General features: G+C 59.8%; 16 protein-coding genes. 3 read left to right on the top strand and 13 right to left on the bottom strand.

Annotated features, from left to right (window positions below):
- Nucleotides 1-40: 40 nt before the first annotated feature.
- From ACQZ40_RS18590 to ACQZ40_RS18570, 5 genes are read right to left on the bottom strand one after another with little or no spacing between them, the layout of a single operon-like run.
- Nucleotides 41-745, bottom strand: a complete 705-nt coding sequence (locus tag ACQZ40_RS18590) for a DUF624 domain-containing protein (RefSeq protein WP_271045173.1) — start codon at nt 743-745, stop codon at nt 41-43.
- A 19-nt stretch (nt 746-764) separates the two neighbouring features.
- The gene (locus ACQZ40_RS18585) at nt 765-1,874 is read right to left on the bottom strand and encodes an ABC transporter ATP-binding protein (protein ID WP_125145027.1); all 1,110 of its coding nucleotides are present in this window, start codon (nt 1,872-1,874) and stop codon (nt 765-767) included.
- Between the two features lie 13 nt (nt 1,875-1,887).
- Nucleotides 1,888-3,060, bottom strand: a complete 1,173-nt coding sequence (locus ACQZ40_RS18580) for a glycoside hydrolase family 88 protein (RefSeq protein WP_271045174.1) — start codon at nt 3,058-3,060, stop codon at nt 1,888-1,890.
- Nucleotides 3,061-3,064: 4 nt separating this feature from the next.
- The gene (locus tag ACQZ40_RS18575) at nt 3,065-3,901 is read right to left on the bottom strand and encodes a carbohydrate ABC transporter permease (RefSeq protein WP_003519646.1); all 837 of its coding nucleotides are present in this window, start codon (nt 3,899-3,901) and stop codon (nt 3,065-3,067) included.
- 3 nt (nt 3,902-3,904) lie between these two features.
- Entirely contained in the window at nt 3,905-4,834 is a 930-nt protein-coding gene (locus ACQZ40_RS18570; protein ID WP_236766955.1) for a carbohydrate ABC transporter permease, read from the bottom strand.
- Between the two features lie 247 nt (nt 4,835-5,081).
- Here ACQZ40_RS18570 and ACQZ40_RS18565 point away from each other — a divergent pair, with 247 nt between their 5' ends.
- Nucleotides 5,082-6,869, top strand: a complete 1,788-nt coding sequence (locus tag ACQZ40_RS18565) for a heparinase II/III domain-containing protein (RefSeq protein ID WP_174040102.1) — start codon at nt 5,082-5,084, stop codon at nt 6,867-6,869.
- Between the two features lie 10 nt (nt 6,870-6,879).
- Complete coding sequence (locus tag ACQZ40_RS18560) at nt 6,880-7,677, top strand: carbohydrate-binding protein (protein ID WP_174040101.1); 798 nt, start codon at nt 6,880-6,882, stop codon at nt 7,675-7,677.
- A gap of 56 nt (nt 7,678-7,733) precedes the next feature.
- Here ACQZ40_RS18560 and ACQZ40_RS18555 read toward each other — a convergent pair whose 3' ends face one another.
- The 7 genes from ACQZ40_RS18555 to ACQZ40_RS18525 all read right to left on the bottom strand — a co-directional run bounded on the left by ACQZ40_RS18555 (nt 7,734) and on the right by ACQZ40_RS18525 (nt 19,457).
- Nucleotides 7,734-8,486, bottom strand: a complete 753-nt coding sequence (locus tag ACQZ40_RS18555; protein WP_080819594.1) for a FadR/GntR family transcriptional regulator — start codon at nt 8,484-8,486, stop codon at nt 7,734-7,736.
- A gap of 144 nt (nt 8,487-8,630) precedes the next feature.
- On the bottom strand, nt 8,631-9,641 hold the full coding sequence (locus ACQZ40_RS18550; protein WP_448748430.1) for a 2-hydroxyacid dehydrogenase: 1,011 nt from the start codon (nt 9,639-9,641) through the stop codon (nt 8,631-8,633).
- 60 nt (nt 9,642-9,701) lie between these two features.
- Nucleotides 9,702-11,324 (bottom strand): ABC-F family ATP-binding cassette domain-containing protein, encoded by a 1,623-nt coding sequence (locus tag ACQZ40_RS18545; RefSeq protein ID WP_065656597.1) that lies wholly within the window; start codon nt 11,322-11,324, stop codon nt 9,702-9,704.
- Nucleotides 11,325-11,434: 110 nt separating this feature from the next.
- Nucleotides 11,435-12,673: a vWA domain-containing protein gene (locus ACQZ40_RS18540; protein WP_065656596.1), complete on the bottom strand. Its 1,239-nt coding sequence runs from the start codon at nt 12,671-12,673 to the stop codon at nt 11,435-11,437.
- 167 nt (nt 12,674-12,840) lie between these two features.
- The gene (locus tag ACQZ40_RS18535) at nt 12,841-13,719 is read right to left on the bottom strand and encodes a transglutaminase family protein (protein ID WP_065656595.1); all 879 of its coding nucleotides are present in this window, start codon (nt 13,717-13,719) and stop codon (nt 12,841-12,843) included.
- A 4-nt stretch (nt 13,720-13,723) separates the two neighbouring features.
- Nucleotides 13,724-16,129, bottom strand: a complete 2,406-nt coding sequence (locus ACQZ40_RS18530) for a circularly permuted type 2 ATP-grasp protein (protein WP_448748429.1) — start codon at nt 16,127-16,129, stop codon at nt 13,724-13,726.
- A gap of 1 nt (nt 16,130) precedes the next feature.
- Nucleotides 16,131-19,457, bottom strand: a complete 3,327-nt coding sequence (locus ACQZ40_RS18525; protein WP_448748428.1) for a transglutaminase family protein — start codon at nt 19,455-19,457, stop codon at nt 16,131-16,133.
- A gap of 292 nt (nt 19,458-19,749) precedes the next feature.
- Here ACQZ40_RS18525 and ACQZ40_RS18520 point away from each other — a divergent pair, with 292 nt between their 5' ends.
- Entirely contained in the window at nt 19,750-21,558 is a 1,809-nt protein-coding gene (locus ACQZ40_RS18520) for an ABC transporter ATP-binding protein/permease (RefSeq protein WP_149743248.1), read from the top strand.
- Nucleotides 21,559-21,588: 30 nt separating this feature from the next.
- Here the strand turns inward: ACQZ40_RS18520 and ACQZ40_RS18515 are convergent, their stop codons facing one another.
- Nucleotides 21,589-21,783: a hypothetical protein gene (locus ACQZ40_RS18515; protein WP_003519634.1), complete on the bottom strand. Its 195-nt coding sequence runs from the start codon at nt 21,781-21,783 to the stop codon at nt 21,589-21,591.
- Nucleotides 21,784-21,904: the final 121 nt, after the last annotated feature.

The raw sequence follows: 21,904 nt of genomic DNA, 5'->3' as shown, positions 1-21,904 counted from the left end.
TCTCCTTCCCTGACTGATGTCGTTTTGATTCTGGTCTGCTTTAAGTGCCGCTCCCCGCCGGTTCGGGCATCCGCGCGCGTGTTTTTGCGGCGGCGTTTCTCGCTGCGAAACAGAGGGCGAACATGCCGAGCGAAAAATTGATGGTGGCCGGCATGAAAACCGACACCGGATAAAAGAGGATATGCGCGAGCGAGAGCGCTGCGACGAAGCCGAGCGCCGCAAGCATTGGCAATGGCCTGGTGAGCGCCAGAAACGCCGCCTGCCGCAGGGTTTCCGAAAGCGGCAGGTCCCGCTTGGCCAGAACAACACTGGCATAGGCGCTGAGGAGGATGAGAAACAGCGTGACCGCCAGGCTGATCGCAAAAGGCAGGCTATAGACGAGCTGAAGCCGGGCGGCACTGGCATAGCTGACGGTCGCATAAGCACCGGCGCTCACCAGCAGCGCGCTTAAAACCACAAGCGCGGTGCCGCGCAGGGCGAATTTCCGCAAGGCCTCGAGAAAGTCGCGCAGCAGATAGGTATTCTCGTCATTTGCGAAGGAAACAGAGATGCGGGCCATGGCCAGCATCGCCGCCGGCATCGTCACCACCGGCAGGCTGGCGATGATGAAGAGGAGGTTGAGCTTCACCATCTCCCACCATTCGCGCTTGATGATATCGAGGAAAAGGGCAAGGCCGGTCAGCGGCGGGGCGTTCTTGTCGATCCCGGCCCCTTCCTTCGTCCATAACCCTTCCAGCCATTGCATCGCGTTTCTCCCCGTCGCCTCAATAAAGGATCGATCGCTCGGTGGCGGGATCGAAAAGCTGTGCATTCGTCAGATCGGCCACCAGTTCGACGGGATCGCCGATCTTCGCCCTGAAACGCGGTGAGACGCGCGCAACAAGGTTTCTGCCGCCGGAGACGAGGTTGAGATGCACTTCCGATCCCATCGGCTCCGCCAGTTCCACCGTCGCCCGGAAGGGTGCGACATTGGCGGCATCGATATCCGCCGGGGCGAATTCGTGGAAGTTTTCCGGCCGGATGCCGAGAACGATGTCCTTTCCTTCGTGGGGGAGCAGGCGTGTGGTATCGATGCCCGCCGGCAGAGGCAGCGGATTGCCGTCGAACAGGGCGATGAAGCGGTCGCCTTCGCGGCGCAGCGTCACGGGCAGCATGTTCATCTGCGGCGCGCCGATGAAACCCGCAACGAACATGTTGATCGGCCGGTCGTAAAGGTTTTGCGGCGTATCCACCTGCTGGATATGTCCGTCCTTCATCACCACGATGCGGTCCGCCATGGTCATGGCTTCCACCTGATCGTGGGTGACGTAAATGAAGGTGGCGTCCAGCCGCTTGTGGAGCTTGGAGATTTCCGAACGCATGGTGCCGCGCAGCTTGGCGTCGAGATTGGAAAGTGGCTCATCGAGCAGGAAGACTTCCGGATTGCGCACCATGGCCCGGCCGAGCGCGACACGCTGGCGCTGGCCGCCGGAGAGCGCTTTCGGCTTGCGGTTCAAGAGATGGGTGATGTCGAGAATTTTCGCCGCATCCTTGACCTTGGTGTCGATGAGATCGCGCGGCGCCTTTCGGAGTTCCAGACCGAAGGCCATGTTCTTATAGACCGTCATATGCGGGTAAAGCGCATAGTTCTGGAACACCATGGCGATGTCGCGATCCTTCGAGGGGACATCGTTCATCACGTCCTCGCCGATGAGCAACTCGCCGCCGGAGATTTCCTCCAGCCCGGCGATCATTCTGAGCGTCGTGGATTTGCCGCAGCCGGAAGGGCCGACCAGGATGATGAATTCCTTGTCGGCAATATCCAGATCGATATCGTGAACGACCTTGAGCGCGCCGAAGGTCTTGTTGAGTTTTTTCAGGGAAATGCTAGCCATCTGTTCCTCGCGCTCACCAATAGGAAGACCAGTTGCGCGAAAGCCGGATCAGCGCTTCCAGATAATAATAATCGCCCCAGGAGACGCACTCGTCGACGCCTTCGCCCCGGCAGGTATTATGGGGCGTCTTCTTGGAATAGGTGCCGTGCAGAAGCTGCCCGTTGGAGATCGCGGGATCGCGCACCGAATAGATATCGGCGAGGCTTTTCACCATGCGCCTTGCCAGATCGCGATATTCCGCCGCCTTCTCCGGCGTCTCCAGTTCCGCCATTTCCAGGAGGCCGCAAGCGACGATGGCCGCTGCCGAGCTGTCGCGCGGTTCGCCATCGCCATTCGCAAAAATCAGATCCCAATAGGGTACGAGATCGTCGGGCAGGCGTTTGAGATAGAATGCGAGAAGCCGCTCGAAGGTGTCGCGATAGGCGGGCAGGCGTTCATATCGATAGGAAATGGCCATGCCAGCAATGCCCCAGGCCTGTCCGCGGGCCCAGTAGCTCTCATCGCTGTAACCCTGTTTTGTGACGCCGCGCACCGGCGCGCCGGTCTCCGGGTCCATGTAAAATGTATGATAGGTGGAATCGTCCGGCCGGACGGAGTGGGCAAGCGTGGTGCGGGCATGGGCAAGCGCCACGGTGCGGTAGTCTTCCCGGCCGGTTTCGCGGCTTGCCCAATAAAGCAGCGGCAGGTTCAAGAGGCAGTCAATGATGTAGCGATATTCGTTGGGATTATCCCTGCGGCCCCAGGCCTGGATGAATTGCCCGACCGGCTGGAACCGCTCCATCAACTGGTCCGCCGCCATCAGCGCCGCGCGTCTTCCATCCTCATCGCCCACCAGTTTCCATGCGGCGATGCAGGAGGGTGAGTAGAGAAAGCCCATATCGTGATGATCGGTCTCGATGCGGTTTTCGATACGATGCAGGAAACTCTGCACCTGAATTTGCGCCGCATGCTGAAAGGTCCTGTCTCCGGTATGTTCGAAGGCGAGCCATATCTGGCCCGGCCAGAAACCGGCGGTCCATTGGTCGTTGGCGACTGCCGGGTAAAAATTCTTCACGCTCGAATGGTTCTGCGCCGCATAGGTAAATTGCGGCAGGTTGCGCCTGACCTGCGCGACGGCCACGGCCAGCGCCGCATCGATTTCGGCGGCGGTGATCGGGGTTGGGAGGGACGTGGTCAAATCGAGCATGAAATCAACCCTTGAGGCCGGTGGAGGCGACGCCTTCGACGAAGAAGCGCTGCAATGCGAGGAAAACGACGAGAACCGGGACAAGCGCCACGACCGAGGCGGCCATGATCAATCCGTATTCCGCCGAATATTGCGAAATGAACATGCGCAGGCCGATCTGGATGGTCTTCAGCTCGGTCTTGGTGAGATAGATCATCGGACCCATGAAGTCGTTCCAGGTCGTGACGAAGGTGAAAATCGTCAAGGTGGAAAGCGCAGGTTTGGAAAGCGGCAGCATGATCTTCGCCCAGATCTGGTATTCGTTCATGCCGTCGATGCGCGCCGCCTCGCAAAGCTCGTTCGGGATCGACATATAAAACTGCCGCATCAGGAAAACGCCGAAGGCGGTAAAGGCCTGCAGGAAAATCAGGGCGAGATGGGTGTTGTTGAGCCCGAATTCGCGCATCAGCAGAAACTGCGGCACCATATAGACCTGCCAGGGCATGGCGATGGTGGCGATATAGCCGAGAAACAGCGTGTTCTTGTAGGGAAAATGCAGCTTGGCGAAGGCGTAGGCCGCAAAGCTTGAGGTCAGCAATTGCAGCAATGTGACGATGATCGTCAGCTTCGACGTGTTGTAGATGAATAATGCCAGCGGGATTTTCGTCCAGATTTCCACATAGTTTTCCCAGCGCGGCTGCGAGGGGATCCATTCGATCGGGAACGCGAAGACATCGCGGCTGAGTTTCAGCGATGCCGACAGCATCCATGCGAAGGGCAGAAGCATGACGATGGTGACGACGATGACCGTCAGATAGATGCCAATCGTGGCGGCGGGGATTTTGCGGCCCATGATGCGCATGGATCAATCCTCCCGCTGCCGTTTGAACTGGACGATGGTGACCATCAGGACGAGGAAGAACAGGACGAGGGCGATCATGCTGGAATAGCCGAGATCCCAGGAAATGAAGGCCTCATTGTAGATGTGATAGACGAGAACCAGCGTTGAGGTACCGGGACCGCCCTGCGTGATCATATAGACCTGATCGAAAACCTTGAAGGACTGGATCGTCAGCATGACGGTGACGAAAAAGGTCGTTGGCGCAAGCTGCGGCAGGGTGACGTGGATGAATTTCTGCCAGGCATTGGCGCCATCCAGCCCCGCGGCTTCATAAAGCTCCGAATTGATGCCCTGCAGCCCGGCGAGATAGATGACCATGTAATAACCCATGCTCTTCCACACGCCGAAGAGGATGACCGTGACCATGGCCCAGTGCCGGTCCGCCGCCCATCCCGGCATGTCGGCGGGATCGAGGCCGAGCGTATAGAGCAGCATGTTGACCGGACCCATCTCCGGATTGAAAATCATGTTCCAGACGACGGCCACGGCGACCAGCGATGCGACATAGGGAAAGAACATGGCCGTGCGGAAGAAATTGCGGCCGAGGATTTTCTGGTTGAGCAGGATCGCAAGCCCGAGCGCGCAGGCGAGCGTGGCCGGCACCGACGCGACGGTGTAGATGACCGTGTTCCAGAAGGCCGCGATGAAGGCCCTGTCCTCGAAAAGCCGCCAGAAATTATCGAGACCGGCAAAACGCATGGCATTGGAGCCATCCCAATGCATGAAGGCCAGTGCAAAGGCAAAGAGGATGGGTCCGAGCGTGAAAATCGCAAAGCCGAGAAAATTGGGCGCAATGAAGGAATAGGCGACGAGCGCATTTTCTATTCTGCGCCGCCGTTTAGAGACGATGCGGAGTTTTTTCCTGCGATACGGAGTCGCCTGCTTGTCGGACATGGTCGCGGTTGCGATTGCCACAGCATATCTCCCATTGCCGCCGTTTCACTGCTTCATCGGTGCCGGCTGCCTGCATTTTCCATTGCGGTCCGGGTCTTCGCCCTGCCGCCTCCCGCGCTCTGGATAACACAATATCTATATTGGTCAAACAACTTTGCATAAAGTCAGACAAATTTTCTGGTTTTTCAAAAATACGTATGATAGGAGGCCCATATCGGATTGCGGAACGCGCGGGAGGTTTGAGGGCGTGTTTGTCGAAATGATGCGGCTTCTGCCCGAACGGTTCGCCGATTTCGGCGCGGAACTGACGGCGCAGAAAATACGGTCTTCAGCACCGGGCGCGGTTTCCCGTAGTCTCATCGAGGCGGCGGAGCAGACCCTTGACGAGCCCTGGTCCGTCATTCTGGCGGGCGACTACCGGGAATATAGTCGCACCGGCAATCGCGATCGTTTCGAGGCGCTTTATTTTTCCCGACGACTGAAGCTGAACGCGCTGGTTCTTGGAGAATGCGCCGAGGGGCAGGGCCGCTTTCTCGATGCCATCATCGATGGTCTTTGGCTGATATGCGAGGAGAGCGGCTGGCAATTGCCCGCCCATAATTCCCATATTCGCGGCGGCCCGCGAGATCCTCTGCCCGATCCGCAAAACCCGGTGATCGACCTGTTCGCTGCCGAAACGGGCGCCAATCTCGCTTTGTGCCTGCATCTGCTGGCACCGGAACTGGAAAGGGCAAATGCAAACCTCGCTTCCCGCGTCCGCGCCGAGATCGACCGGCGCATTACCACGCCTTATCTCACCCGGCATTTCTGGTGGATGGGGAAGGGCGACAAGCGGATGAACAACTGGACGGCCTGGATTACCCAGAACGTCCTTCTCTCGACCCTGCTATTGCCCATAGACCAGTCGACGAGGCGTTCGGTCGTGGGAAAGGCGCTCAAGAGTCTCGATGCGTTTCAGAAGGATTATGCGGAAGACGGTGCCTGCGAAGAGGGCGTTCTTTATTATGGCCATGCGGCACTTTGCCTGTTCGGGGCGATGAGCATTCTCGAGGCCTCCGCGCCCGGCTCCATGGCGCCGCTCTTTCATGCGCCGAAGCTGCGCAGCATGGCCGAATTCATTCTCAACATGCACGTGGCGGAAGACCGGTTCTTCAACTTCGCCGATGCGCCGGCGAAGGTCGAGACATCCGGCGTGCGGGAATATCTTTTCGGCAAGGCCGTTTCTTCGCCACGGCTTCAGGCTTTCGCTGCCGCCTGCTGGAACCGCTCACCGGACCGGTTGATGTGCAAGGAGTGGAACCTCTGGTATCGGGTCCAGGCGGTGCTTGCCGTCCCGGAATTTTCCGCGCTTATTCCAGCGGAACCGGCAAAGACCGATATCGCCTATCCCGGTATCGGTCTTGCGATTGCCCGCGACGGGGTCTTCGATCTTGCCGTGAAGGCGGGCAATAATGGCGAGAGCCACAACCACAACGATGTCGGCAGTTTCACGCTTTATAAGAACGGCCGGCCGTTCATCATCGATGTAGGGGTGGAAACCTACACCGCAAAAACCTTCTCGCCACAACGCTACGACATCTGGACGATGCAATCGGCCTTCCACAATCTGCCGACTTTCGGCGGCGTGATGCAGGCAGCCGGGGCAGAGTTTGCGGCGAGAGATCTTGTGACCGAATTCTCTGAAGATCAGGCGGAAGTCTCTTTCGATATAGCCGGGGCCTATCCCGCCGTGGCGCGTGTTGAGCACTATCGCCGCCGCGTCCGACTGCTGCGTGGCAGCCATGTGGAAGTCCTGGACGACTATCAGGGCGGGCAGGAGGCGGTTCTGTCGCTGATGGTCGCCGAGAAGCCCGTCGTCACGCCGGGCGGCCTGATCTTTGCGGGGCCGGGAGAGATAGCCTGCGAAGGGGCAGGAGAACCCGCCATCGAAGCCATAACAATCAACGATGCCCGCCTTCGCCTGTCCTGGCCACCCGTGATCTATCGCATTCTCATCCCCATCGCAGCCCAGCGTCTGTGCCTGACGATCAGTTAAGGAAGTGCCGATGAAACTTACACTCAAGGTCGTCAATGCGGCGGGTGATGTTCTGGCGGAGGCCGGAGCGGAGGACGAAGCTTTGCTCGTCTATCGCGCAGAATATTGCGAGGGTGACAGGCTTGTCGTCGAGGTTTCACAGCCCGGTCATATCTGGCTTGCGCTCGATGCTGGCATGCCGCCGACGCTGGTTTTCCTGCACGGAAACCAATTCATCCTGCCCGTTCCTTCTGCGGCAAAACGCAAATCCTATCCGCCGCAGGCTTTCAGCGGTAACCTTCACCGGATCGCCGCGCGCCGCACACTCGCCGGTGAAATCGGGGTTCGCAGGAATCTGGCCCTCAACCCGTTTGACGATCATGAAAACACCTCGCTGTTTCCGCACGTTTATGCGAGCACGGAAACGCGCGGGGAGGCGGCCTTCGCAGCCCGCAACGTCATCGATGGTGAAAAGGCGAGCGCGGGCCACGGCTTCTGGCCCTACACAAGCTGGGGCATCAACCGCGATCCCGAAGCTTCGCTGACCCTCGTATTCGGCCGCGCAGTCCTCATCGACCAGCTGACTTTTTACCTGCGGGCGGATTTTCCCCATGATGCCTGGTGGGAAAAAGCGAGCGTCACTTTTTCCGACGGCGAAAGCGTGAGCTTTTCCCTGCAAAAAACCGGGGCTGCCCAGAGTTTCCCGGTCGCGCCGCGCCAGGTGGAATGGATCCGTCTGCATGATCTTAAAAAAGCCGACGACCCTTCGCCCTTTCCCGCGCTGACGCAAATCGAGGTCTGGGGAGCGGACCTGCGGCAAGCACCGTAGCGCCTGATCGCGGCTTACTGAGCGCAAAGCGACGACCCGGTTTTACTGAAAACCCTTTAGCTGTGCGCGATGCCGCGCATGTCGCGCATCATGTCGCGGTAGCGGTGCTGGCTACCGCGCAGATGCGCCTGCATCGCCAGCTTCGCGGCCTGTTCGTTCCGGTCCGATATGGCGATGACGATGGCTTCATGTTCCTTGTGGATCAATCGCCGGTAAGCTGTCTGGTCGTTCTCGCCGGTTTCGGAAACCACGCGCGATTGTGGAATCACGGCCTGACCGTGCAGCTCAAGGAACTGTGTGAAAAGCGGATTGTTGGTGGCCGCCGCAATGGCAAGATGCAGCGCCAGATCCGCCTCGCGAATGGAGCGGTTCTCCTCGATACACTGCAGAAGCCGGGCGTGACAGTCGAAAATCGCTTCCTCCTGCGAAGGCGAACGGCGGAGGGCGGCGAGCCCTGCCGCTTCGATTTCGAGCGGCGTCCTGATTTCCAGCACCTCCAGATCGGAAGAGAGCCGGGCGCGGTCGATACCGGGTGTGGGTGACGCGTCTTTTTCACGCTTCAGCACGAAAATGCCCGCCCCCTGACGCACCTCCACCAGCCCGTCGCAGCGTAGCGCCGTCACCGCCTCGCGCACCACGGTGCGGCTGACGCCATGGGTTTCCGTCATCTCGATTTCGCTGGGCAGGCGGTCGCCGGGTCCATATTGCCCGGAGGCAATCGCGTTTCTCAGGCTGAGGCTAACTCTGCTGACCAGAGAACCGGAGGATTTGCTGCGCTGTTTTTGCTGTTCAGGCACGTCGGTCACCATGCATTAAAATCGAGGCAGGCGTGAAGCCTGTCAAATATGTATGATGAATTTCAGTAAAACTCAATGATCATACCAATTTTACCCGCCTTCGTGCAGAGGACGCGCAGAATGGTATTAAAAATCTCCGGCTTCTGACCGGAGTCACTAGGCCGGGCCGGCAAACTGCTCCGTGGAAACGGCATGTAGCGCCCTGCCGGTCCTGAAAAAGCTTTCGATATTGCCGATCGTGGTGTCCGCGATGTTCCTGAGGGCCTCCTGCGTGAAGAAGCCCTGATGGCCGGTGACCAGAACATTGGGGAAGGTCAGCAGCCGCGCGAAAACATCGTCGCGCAGCACGTCGTTGGAAAGATCCTCGAAAAAGAGATCGGCCTCTTCTTCATAGACATCGATGCCGAGACTGCCGATTGTGCCGTCTTTCAGACCCGCAATTGCCGCCTGCGTGTCGATGATGGCGCCGCGGCTGGTATTGACGAGCATAACGCCCTTTTTCAAAAGCGGCAGCGTCTCCCGGCGAATGAGGTGACGGGTCTCCGGTGTAAGCGGGCACATCAGCGCCAGAATGTCCGATGTCCGAAACAGTTCCTCGCGCGTGACGTAGACCATGCCCAGTGCTTCGCAATCCGGATTTGGCCGTACGTCATGGCCAACGAGACGGCAGCCGAAGCCGGCCGCAATGCGCGCGAAAATCGCCCCGATCTTGCCCGTGCCGATAATGCCGACCGTCTTGCCGTGAAGGTCGAAGCCAAGCAGGCCATCGAGGGCGAAGTTTCCTTCGCGGACACGGTTATAGGCGCGATGGATCTTGCGGTTGAGCGACAGGATGAGCGCCATGGTGTGTTCGGCGACCGCATAGGGCGAATAGGCCGGCACGCGCGCAACGGTCAGGCCGAGCTTTTCGGCGGCGGCGAGATCGACCTGATTGAAACCGGCGCAGCGCAGGGCAATGAGCCGGATACCCATTTCCGCAAGCTTTTCAAGCACCGGCCGCGACAGGTCGTCATTAACGAAGGCGCAGATCGCCGCCGCTCCCTCCGCCAGCGCCACTGTCTCGAGAGAAAGGCGTGCTTCGCAATATTGCATCCGCATGCCAGCGTGGGCGGCAGCGTCAAGGAACTGCCTGTCATAGGGTTTGGCGCTGTAGACCACGATCCGCATCTGTTTCTCCAGTCTCCAAACGAAAGCTGCCGTTACAGGGCGACGTGTCCGGCAGGTGGCTTAGCTGCGAAGGCCCGGCGCTTCCTGTCCCGTGCTTTCGACATATTCGGTATAGCCGCCGCCATATTGGTGGATGCCATCGGGCGTCAGTTCCAGCACCCGGTTGGAAAGCGCGGCGAGGAAATGGCGGTCGTGCGAAACGAACAGCATCGTGCCCTCATAATCCGACAGGGCCTTGATCAGCATTTCCTTGGTGTCGAGATCGAGATGGTTGGTCGGCTCGTCCAGCACGAGGAAGTTCGGCGGATCGAACAGCATGGCGGCCATGACGAGACGGGCCTTTTCGCCGCCGGAAAGAACACGGCAGCGTTTTTCCACGTCGTCGCCGGAAAAGCCGAAACAGCCGGCAAGGGCGCGCAACGGCGCCTGCCCCGCCTTCGGAAAACGCTCCTCCAGCCATTCGAGAATGGTGCTGTCGCCATCCAGAACATCCATGGCGTGCTGGGCGAAATAGCCGAGCTTGACGCTGGCGCCGAGCGTGACATTGCCGGAATCCGGTTCCGTCGTGCCGGTCACCAGCTTCAGCAGCGTCGATTTTCCAGCGCCGTTGACGCCCATGATGCACCAGCGTTCCTTGCGCCGCACCATGAAATCGAGCTCGCCATAGATCGTGCGGCTGCCATAGGCCTTGTTTACCTTCTTCAGCGCCACGACATCCTCGCCTGACCGGGGCGCCGGCGCGAATTCGAAAGCCACCGTCTGACGCCGTTTTGGCGGCTCGACGCGGTCGATCTTCTCGAGTTTCTTCACGCGGCTCTGAACCTGCGAGGCGTGCGAAGCGCGGGCCTTGAAGCGTTCGATGAACTTGATTTCCTTGGCAAGCATGGCCTGCTGGCGTTCGAACTGCGCCTGCTGCTGCTTTTCGTTCTGCGCGCGCTGCTGTTCGTAAAAACCGTAATCGCCGGAATAGGTGGTGAGATTGCCGGCATCGATTTCGATGATCTTGGTGACGATGCGGTTCATGAATTCGCGGTCATGCGACGTCATCAGCAAAGCGCCGTCGTAGTTTTTCAGGAAATCCTCGAGCCAGATCAGGCTTTCGAGATCGAGATGGTTCGACGGTTCGTCGAGGAGCATCACGTCCGGGCGCATCAACAGGATACGCGCAAGCGCCACGCGCATCTTCCAGCCGCCGGAAAGCTTGGAAACATCGCCGTCCATCATCTCCTGGCTGAAGCTCAACCCGTCCAGCACTTCGCGCGCACGGCCTTCCAGCGCGTAGCCGTCCAGTTCCTCATAACGCGCCTGCACTTCGCCGTAACGTTCGATGATGGCGTCCATCTCGTCCATCCGGTCGGGATCGGACATGGCGGCTTCCAGTTCCCGAAGCTCCGCCGCCACTTCGCTGACCGGGCCTGCCCCTTCCATGACTTCCGCGACGGCCGAGCGGCCGGACATTTCACCGACATCCTGATCGAAATAACCGACCGTCATGCCCTTTTCGACGACGACCTGGCCCTCGTCGGGCTGCTCTTCGCCGGTGATCATCCGGAACAGCGTGGTCTTGCCGGCGCCGTTCGGGCCGACAAGGCCGATCTTCTCACCGCGATTGAGCGCGGCGGAGGCCTCGATATAGAGAATGCGGTGACTGTTCGACTTGCTGATGTTTTCGATGCGGATCATGACAGGGCCTGTGAATGGGAGCGGCCCTCCTATGCCACGGGCCGCCGCCGCTGTCACCTGCCGTGCATGTCTTGTCAGCCATGCAGCCGACAAGACGCTCCAGAAACAGATCAGTTGGTGAGCGTGGCTATGCTGCCGGCAGCCTTGCGGGCGATTTCGCCAAAGGCAGTGACGATCTGCTCCATGTTTTCCGGCGCGTAATAATTGTCGAGGCTGGATGCGCAATATTGCAACAGCGACTTGCCCTTGTCCGGCGCCATGAAGGCGACGCTGAAAATCTTGATCCCGTCTTTCTTGGCGGTCTCGCAGGTGGTGCGCACGGACTGGTCGATGCTGGAATTCCACGAGGCGCTGTTGCCCGTCATTTCACCGTCGGTCATGAGAACAATGTAGCGCTCGAACGATTCACTGCCTTTGTCCTTGTGTGCTTTCGCTTCGTCGGTGTTGGATTTTTTAAGGGCGTTATAGGCGGCGTTCAGGCTGCTGCGGGCATCCGTGCCGCCGGAGGGAAATTCCGGGATCTGTTTGTTGACATAGCTGGCGACACTGCCCGTACCCCAGCTGATGGGCTGAGCAGCATATGTCTCGTGCGTATAGACCGAGGCACCGGTACGGACGAGTTCTGAACCGCCGTTGGCCGTGTAGGTCGGATCAGCCTTGTTCAATGTTGCGACAAGGAACCCGACGGCGGTTTTGAGCGACGTGGCCTTGTTGACATAGCAGGGACTGGATGTGGCCTTCGCTTCGCTGGTACCCCAATTGTCAGCCGTATAAACCGGGCACGATTTTTTCGCGGTATTGATGGTATCCGTCTTGAATGACATCGAACCGGAACGATCAAGCGCCAGATACATGGAGATCGGTGCGCCCTTGTTGACGGTGCTCTTCGCGGTGCCGGTTACCGAAAGATCGAGTGTTTTTGCGCCAATGAACCCGAGCAGCGGATTGAGCTGTATGCGGTGGTTGATCGTAGTTTCAACAGTATAGGTCTTGCCGCGGGCATTTTCCGTCTTCGTGATATTGGTCGGAGAATTCTGCTCCAGTTCCTTTTTCTCTTCCTCGGTCAGGTTCTTTTCCATCTGGGCCGCGATGAAGTTCTTGGCGATTGCCTTGATCTGCTCGTCCGTCAGGTCGCCCATTTTCAAACGGGCCTCGGTCGCTGCTGCGAGGGCTGCAGAATCCGCGGTATTCTGCATATCCGCTTTCACCTGCATCACATTGGCCAACTCCATGCCGGCGCCGGCAAAACCCAGCAACACCGGCAGCAGAATGGCCGTCATCATGCCGAAATTCCCGCTGGTATCGGCAAGAAAACGGCGCTTCGGTTTTTGATGTGCAGAGGCGGTCATGAGGGGCTCACGGATTAGAATATTCGACTGAGCACAGAGAAGCCGCAAACGATGTAAAATCCGCTAACGTGATCGGTTCAATTTTACGCAGCGATCAAATTGGAGCAGTTTTCGAAGTATTTTCAAGAATTGTTGGCGCGATGGCCGCAATAATACACATCGTGTCATTATTGGACGGGGATGACGTCGACGGCCTGTTTTATCTGCTGGTTGCCATAGCTCTTCAAGACACCGATCACGGGGGCGACATCGGAATAGTCCCGGCCGTAACCGACGACGATATGGTCGCTTCCGGCGACGATATCATTGGTGGGATCGAGTTCCAGATAACCGGCTGCTTCTCCGCACCAGACGCGAACCCAGGCATGCATTGCGTCGGCGCCTTCAAGCCGTTCCTTGCCCGGTGGCGGAATGGTGCGCAGGAAACCGCTGACATAACCGGCGGGAATGCCGAGGCTGCGCAGCGCCATGATCATGATGTGCGAAAAATCCTGGCACACGCCGCGCTTCAGCTTGAAGGCTTCCGATGGCGTCGTATCGACGGTCGTCGCCTCACCATCATAGGTAAAGTCCTTATGGATGCGTTTGCACAGAGAGCGCGCGATTTCGCGAATGGTCATTCCCGGTTTCAACAATTCCCGGGCATAGGCGGATATTGCCGCATCCATTCCGATCCTTGGGCTTGCGCCGATGAAGTGGTGCGGCGACTGGAAATCGAGCGACCAGACATCGGCCAGGTCCTGCGGCAGGCGGGAAAGCTCGGGCGAAAAATCCGCCGTCAGCGCCGGCGCCTCCACCATCACGCGGGCCTGCATACGGATATCCAGCTTTTCATGCGGCGCGCGCAGATGCACTGACGTGGCCGATTGATGAAAGAAGTCCTCGAAGGTGGCACGTTCTTCCGGCACCGGCGAAACATCGATGGAGCCGGCGACAAGCCGCTGCCGGCCGGGGATGGAGAGCGGCAGGACACGGATGATGTGGCGCGCGCCGTGGGCCAGCGTGTCGTAGGTGTAACCCATATGCAGGGAAAGATCGTAAAGCATAGGATTATCCGAGATAGGTCCGGGCCAGAACATCGGAGAGATGTTCCATGTCGGTTTCGAGCTGGCGATAGATCGCGCCGTTCATGTTTTCCGGCGTCATCACCGCAAGTCCGGAATGCAGACGCATCGCCTCGCGGTAGAAGGGCGACATCTGGCCGTTGACGAAGGCATTCGGCAGTTGCTCCACCTCGGTGCGGATCTCGTTCAGCTGGAACAGGATCGAGCGGGGATTGAGCGGGTCGAGCGCCAGAAGATCGGTCACGGTCAGGCCGGCCGTATTGACGTTGTAGCGGCGGCGATGGGTCATGACACTGTCGCCTATTTCGAGCAGCATGTCATAGGAGCCGTCAGGTGCGTCCGGGCCGGTCATATGGCCGAGAAGACGCGTCATATGCAGGCCGCGCTCCAGGTAGCGGCCGATCGACAGGAAACGCCAGCCGGTGAAGCGATACATGTTTTCGTGCACGAGACCGGCAAAGCCCGCAAGCTTGCGCAGCAGGATCGTCATGGCATGGGTAGCGTCGTCGCCGGGGGCCACTTTCGCGTGGAAACGGCGGGCGGTCTTGGCAAGGTCGTTCAGCGCCAGCCACCCGTCAGGCGAAAAGCGGTCGCGGATATTGCTGGCGGAATAAAGCGCGCTGTTGATGTTGTTCAGCAGGCTTTCCGGCACGGCATCGTTCATCTCCACATCGAGCGCTTCGAGATAGCGTGTCACATGCGCGAGCAGAGGCTGGTGCGGATCAGCGGATTCGGCATAACGCCCGTGCCAGGCGCGCAGGATGCGCAGGGCGCCTTCCGAACGCTCGATATAACGGCCGAGCCAGAAGAGATTGTCGGCTGCGCGGCTCGGCAGGCTGCCCGGCATATTGCGGGTAAAGCTTTCTTCCGCCGGCAGTAGCGTGGTGCGTTCCACCGGCTTGTCGCTGACGATCCATACATCCGCAGCGCTTCCGCCCGATTGCATGGCGATGGCGGAGACATCGTTGCTGCTGCCGATACGGGCAAAGCCGCCGGGCATGATCTGCCAGCCATCCTGGGTGCGCGCGGCAAAAACGCGAAGGCTCATCGGGCGCGGCACGAGCTTGTTGTCGATATAGGCCGGGGTTGTCGAAAGCGTCACCACTTCCTGTCCCACCAGCCTGTGGCCGTCGGAGGCAAGCCAGTCGCTGATCGATTCCTTCGCCGTTTCGCGCAGCGACGAGCCGAGCACGGATTGACCGTTATCGTCGAAGAAGGGAAGCCGGGAATAAGCCGGGCCGATGACCATGCCTTCGATATTGCCGGCGACATGGCGGCGTTCCGATTCCTGCCCGCACCACCAGGTGGCAATCGATGGCAGTTTCAGCTCCTCGCCCAGAATGTGGCGGCAGATGCGCGGCATGAAGGCGAGCAGCGCCCGCGTCTCGAGAATGCCGCTGCCGAGCGCATTGACGACGGTGAGCGCCTCATTGCGCAGCGCCTGCACCATGCCCGGCGTGCCGATATGGGATTGCTGGTTCAGTTCCAGCGGATCGGAATAGGAGGCGTCGAGACGCCGCCAGAGAACGCCAACCGGTTTCAGCCCCGCTACGGTTCTGACCATGACGCGGCCGTTGACGACAGTGAGGTCTTCGCCTTCCAGCAGCATGAAGCCGAGATAACGTGCGATATAGGCGTGTTCGAAATAGGTTTCGTTGGCGGGGCCGGGCGTCAACACGGCGATCCGGTCGTCGGGGTGCTTTCTTTGCGCCTGCAGCGTGTCGCGGAAAGCGCCGAAGAACGAGGCCAGACGGTGCACATGGGTTTCGGCATAGATATCGGAAAGTGCACGGGTGGTGGCCACCCGGTTTTCGAGTGCGAAACCCGCACCGGAAGGCGCCTGTGTCCGGTCGGCCAGCACCCACCAGTTGCCGTCAGGTCCGCGCCCGATCTCGAAGGAACAGAAATGCAGATAATGGCCGCTTGCCGGTTTTACGCCGACCATGGGCCGCAGATATTCCGGATTGGAGGCGATCAAGGCCGGGGGTACGAAACCTTCCTTGACCAGCCGGTTTTCGCCGTAAAAATCGGCGACCATGGCTTCCAGAAGATTGGCGCGCTGTTTCAGCCCCTCGGAAAGAACCGCCCACTCCCTGTCGTCGATCAGGACCGGAATATGGGAGATTGGCCAGTTTCTTTCACTGCTGCCCTTGCCGTAATCGCGGTAGAACACGCCGGCATCGCGCAGATAGCGGTCAGTGCGGGCAAAGCGTTCGTGCAATTCCCGTTCCGACATGCGCGACAGGGCGTCGAGCAGGGTCTTCCAGACCGGCCTGACCTTGCCGTTGGTATCGAGCATTTCGTCGGCAACGCCCGGCAAGGGGGAATATTCAAGCCCGCGCGGTTGCGCGCTCGTTTCCGTCTTGCGTTCCGTTGCCGGGGCTTTGGACAATTTACACTCCGTAAGGCCGACGCAGATCGAGCGTCAGCGGAAATTCTGGCGACATGGTTTCCGCCTGTAGCGGATATTGCCCTGCCGTATGTCCCCATGGTTCGAAACGGGCGAGGCGGCGTGCCTCGGCCTCATTGCCGTTGACGGGAAAGGTCTCGTAATTGCGCCCGCCCGGATGAGCAACATGGTAGATGCATCCGCCGATCGATCGCCTCGACCATGTATCATAAATGTCAAAGGTCAAGGGTGAATTGACGGGCAGAACGGGATGCAGGCCGGAAGCGGGCTGCCATGCCTTGAAGCGAACGCCGGCGACTGCGACGCTGCGGTTTTCGGTCGGGGTCAGCGGAACGGCGCGGCCGTTGCATGCCACCGCGTAACGGGCGGGGTTGGAGGTTTCCAGCCGCACCTGCAGGCGCTCGACGGAGCTGTCGACATAACGCACGGTTCCGCCGATGGCGCCCTGTTCGCCCATCACATGCCAGGGCTCCAGCGCCTGGCGCAATTCCAGCTTCGCGCCCTCATATTCCACTTCCCCGAAGAAGGGGAAACGGAATTCCTGCTGGGCGGTGAACCATTCGGGCTTGAGGTCGAAACCGTTTTCCCTGAGGTCGGCAAGCACGTCGAGGAAATCCGCCCAGATATAATGCGGCAGCATGAAGCGGTCAGCGAGCGCCGTACCCCAGCGCACGAATTTGCCGGCGGCCGGATTTTTCCAGAAGCGGGCGATGAGGGCGCGCACCAGCAATTGCTGGGCGAGCGACATGCGCGCGTTGGGCGGCATTTCGAAACCGCGGAATTCCACAAGGCCAAGGCGACCGGTGGGCCCGTCAGGCGAAAACAGCTTGTCGATGCAGATTTCGGCGCGATGGGTATTGCCCGTCACATCCGTCAGAAGATTGCGGAACAGCCGGTCGACCAGCCATGGCAGCGGCGGCACGCCTTCTCCGGGGGCCGGCACCTGCGCAAGCGCGATCTCCAGCTCGTAGAGACTGTCGTGGCGGGCTTCGTCGATACGCGGCGCCTGGCTCGTCGGGCCGATGAAGAGGCCTGAGAAGAGATAGGAGAGCGAGGGGTGCCGCTGCCAGTGCAGAACGAGGCTTTTGAGAAGATCGGGCCGGCGCAGGAAGGGGCTGTCATTGGGGTTGGCGCCGCCCACGACCACATGGTTGCCGCCGCCGGTGCCGGTGTGGCGGCCGTCGATCATGAACTTGTCGGCGCCGAGACGCGACTGACGCGCTTCCTCATAAACAGCCGTGGTGATGTCGACGCAATCCTTCCAGCCCGCGGCGGGATGGATGTTGACCTCGATGACGCCGGGATCGGGTGCGACCCGGATGACATTGACGCGCTCGTCATGCGGCGGCGCATAACCCTCGATATGGACGGGCAAGCCAAGATCGGCGGCTGCCGCTTCCGCTGCTGCAATCAGTTCGAGATAGTCCTCGATGCGCTCGACCGGCGGCATGAAGACGCAAAGCCTTCCGTCACGCGGTTCCACCGACATGGCGGTGCGCACCGCGCCGCCGATTTCGCCGAGCGTCTGTTCGATGCGCTCCTGCCCTGCGGCCTCGCTGGCATGGAAGGAGGCTTCGGGCATGGCGCGGCCCGATGGCGTCAGGACATCGGGAAGCGGACCGCGGGGGATCGAAGGATCGGCTTCATGAATATAGGGATAGGCGGATGGCGGCACATAGGGCAGGGTGCCGAGCGGCAGGCGGTAACCCACCGGGCTGTCACCCGGAACGAGGAATATTTTACCGCGCCGCGTCTTCCATTTTTCACTGATCCAGCGCTTGCCGGCGGCGCGCGCATTCCATGCCTGAACGGGAAGAATATAACCGGTCGGTGTCGTCAGTCCCCGTTCGAAGACGCGGGCCATGCGGTTTCGCTCCTCCGGGTCTTTCAGCTTGGAATTGGACGGGTCGACATTGTCGGGAAGGCTGCCTTCCTTGATGATCCATTCGGCCGGATCCTCATAGGCCGGCAGCACCAGTTCCGGCTCGATGCCGAGATGGGAGGCTATACCGCCCAGCAGTTTTTGCGCATCTTCCGCCTTGACGTCTGTATTTGCGCCCTCCTCGGCGATCAGCGCCGGATTCTGCCAGATCGGCAGGCCGTCCTTGCGCCAATAGAGCGAGAAGGTCCAGCGCGGCAGGCTTTCGCCCGGATACCATTTCCCCTGCCCGTAATGTAGAAAGCCGCCCGGTGCGAAACGCTCACGCAGGCGGCGGATCAGGGCATCGGCCTTTTCACGCTTTGTCGGCCCGACCGCGCCGGTGTTCCATTCGTCGGATTCGAAATCGTCGATGGAAACGAAGGTCGGTTCACCGCCCATGGTCAACCGGACATCATGGCTGTTCAGAACGTCATCGACCTCCTGGCCGAGCGCGTTGAGTTCCTCCCAGCTTTCATCCGAAAAGGGTTTGGTGATACGCGGCGTTTCGGCAACCCGCCGGACCTGCATGTCGAAGGCGAATTCCGTGTTGGCATGGCCGTAATAACCGCCGGAAATCGGCGCCGCATTGCGGTAATGCGGCGTTGCTGCCAGCGGAATATGGCTCTCGCCCGTCAGAAGTCCCGAGGTGGGGTCAAGGCCGATCCAGCCCGCGCCGGGCATATAGACTTCGGCCCAGGCATGCAGATCGGTAAAATCCACTTCGGTGCCGGATGGGCCATCCAGCGCTTTGAGATCGGGGGTGAGCTGAATGAGATATCCCGACACGAAACGGGCGGCGAGGCCAAGATGCCGCAGAACCTGCACGAGCAGCCAGCTGGTATCGCGGCAGGACCCCTTGCCGGAAGCAAGCGTCTCCTCCGGCGTCTGGACGCCCGGTTCCATGCGGATGACGTAACCGATCTCCTGTTGCAGGCGGGCATTGAGGCCAACGACCATATCCACCGTCTGCTGCCCCGGCGTGCGGTCGACGGTGGCCATAAAGGCGGCGAGCAGCGGGCCTGTCGGCTCCGGCTTCATGTAGATGGACAGGTCGTCGCGCAATTCCTGCGGATAGTCGAAGGGCCACTTTGTCGCCTCTTCCTCCACAAAGAAATCGAACGGATTGTAAACCGTCATATCGGCGACAAGATCGACCTCGATCTTAAATTCCGTCGCCGGCTCGGGAAAAACGAAGCGGGCGAGGTAATTGCCGTAGGGATCCTGCTGAAGGTTCACGAAGTGATTGGAGGGCGAAACCTTGAGCGAATGGCTGATAACGCGGGTTCTGGAGTGCGAGGCGGGCTTTAATCTTATGATCTGTGGTCCAAGGCGAACCGGATTGTCGTATTTATAATGCGTCAGATGATAGATGCTCGCTTTGATCGCCATTAATCTGCCTTGCCCGGTTTTCCGGCTTATGCGGTTTGTCCGCCCCTCTGAAATTATTCGGATTTTGTGCAATGCAGGAAAAGAAAGCAAGGATCATTTCCGGGGGCAACCGCATTGTTGGTCGAGGCCGCGATATTTGCCCGCGGTAAGAATTGTCCGGGCTTTTCAATCATCGCCGCTGAGATTTCGCCGGGATTGTGGACAAGGTCGAACGGCGTGTTATTGCTTGGCAACGAAAGGCGCAGAATCGCGACCCGCTTTCTTTGCCGACTGACGTTTCGGAATGGAATGAATGGCAACAACGGTGACCGACGATCAGCGCAAAAGCGCGGCTAATCTTTCGGGTTTCGATCTCGATTTCCCGGCGCAGCTGCGCATGATGGGGCGTGCCTTCTGGACCTCGCCGGTGCGCACCCGGCTGATCTTGCTGTCGATAGCGCTGCTCACGGTGATATTGCTCACCGCCTATGGGCAGATCAGGCTCAATGAATGGAACGCGCCGTTTTACAACGCGCTGGAGCGGCGCGATCTTGCCGCCTTCATTCACCAGCTGGAGGTCTTCGCCATCATCGCGGGGCTGTTGCTTCTCCTCAACGTCATCCAGACCTGGCTGAACCAGATGACGGCGCTGAACATGCGCGAGGGTCTTGCCAAGGATATGGTGGATCAATGGCTGAAACCGGGACGGGCCGCCCGTCTTGCCGGTTTCGGCACGATTGCGATCAACCCCGACCAGCGCCTGCATGACGATGTCCGCAATCTGGCTGAAAGCAGCACGGCGCTTTCCATCGGTCTCGTCAATGCGACGATCCTGCTGGTCAGCTTTATCGGCGTCCTCTGGTCTCTCTCGGCCGGCTTTGCCATCACCATCAGCGGCGATACCTATGCGATCCCCGGCTATATGGTCTGGGCGGCGATCCTTTACGCCGGTTCGGCTTCCCTCCTCAGCAATCTCGTCGGTTATCGGCTTGTCGGGCTGAATGCCGAGCGTTATTCCAAAGAGGCGGAGCTTCGCTTCTCACTGATGCGGGCGAGCGAAAATCTTGCCGCCATTGCTCTTGCACGTGGCGAAAAGAACGAAAGGCGGCGGATAGGCATCGATATTGATGCGGTGCTCGGCGTCATTCGCGGGCTCGCCATGGCGCTAACGCATCTGACATGGGTTTCGGCAGGATATGGCTGGCTGGCGGTGGTGGCGCCGATCCTGATCGCGGCTCCGGTTTATTTCTCCGGCAACCTCACCTTCGGCGGGCTGATGATGGCCGTCGGTGCGTTCAACCAGGTCAACACGGCGCTGCGCTGGTATATCGACAATTTCGGGCCGATCGCCAGCTGGAAGGCGACGCTGCAGCGCGTTTCGGTGTTCCGTAACGCGCTTATCCAGATGGACAGCGTCGAACAGCACGGCCTGGCGATCGATCTGCAACGCAGCGCAGAGAATGAAAAAATCCGCCTCCAGTCGGTGGTGATCTGCCGCGATGCGGGTGGGCAGGATCTGGATCGCGGCTTCCAGCTGCGCGAGAGCGAAGTCGAGATCGGGCCGGGCGAACGGCTGATGATCAATGGCGAGCAGGGCGTGAACCGAAGGCTGCTGTTTGCGGCCATGGCGGGCCTGTGGCCCTGGGGACAGGGCAGGATCGAGATGCCCGAGCAGTCCGATACACTTTTCATTGCCCAGCACGGCTATCTGCCGGCGGGGTCGCTGCGCGAAATCCTCGCCTATCCGCGCGCACCCCAGCGTTTTGCCGATGCGGATTATGTCTCGGCGCTCACTGCCTGCGGGCTCGGCGAGATGGCATCCCGTCTCGAGGAAAATATTCGCTGGGACAAAAAACTGGATTCCGACGAGCAGGCCAGTATCCGGGTGGCCAATGCCCTGCTGCTGAAGCCGAAATTCGTCGTTATCGACGATTTGCTCGAAGGGCTGGAAAAACAGACGCAGGATACGCTGGCGGAAGTTCTGAACGGGATCGAGGGTGCGGCGATCGTCTATATCGGCCGGTCGGAAACATTCCTGTCGGTGCTCGCCCCGGCTGTGGCGCATCTCGACCACACCGCGCAGAAGGAAAATATCTCCAGGCCCGGGAGTGCTCCGCAATAGGGCATTGGATATCGGGCTGGTCCGAGCGGACTAGAGCCGCAAATGCCATTTGTCCGAATCGAGCCGCTGCTGTTTGGCAAGGCTTATGGTGGTGTCCGGCTCTACCTGAGAACGCAGGGCAAGGGTGCCGGTCGCCAGGCTGATGGCGACGACGCTGGCGACCGCCAGGACGATACGGTCGTAGCGCTGCTGTATTGTGTTGTTTCCACTCCAGTCGTAGGCCATTCGGATGCCCTCGCGTTTTTTGGAATCGTGCCTCATCATGGTTAACCGAAGCTTACGATGGCTCTGTGATTCCTTGCTGTTTTGGAAGGGCTGCCGCGACAAATCGGCTATTGGCGGATGG

The sequence above is a fragment of the Agrobacterium sp. 16-172Ci genome (genome assembly GCF_053522725.1).
This window is presented reverse-complemented; position numbering and strand designations above follow the sequence as displayed.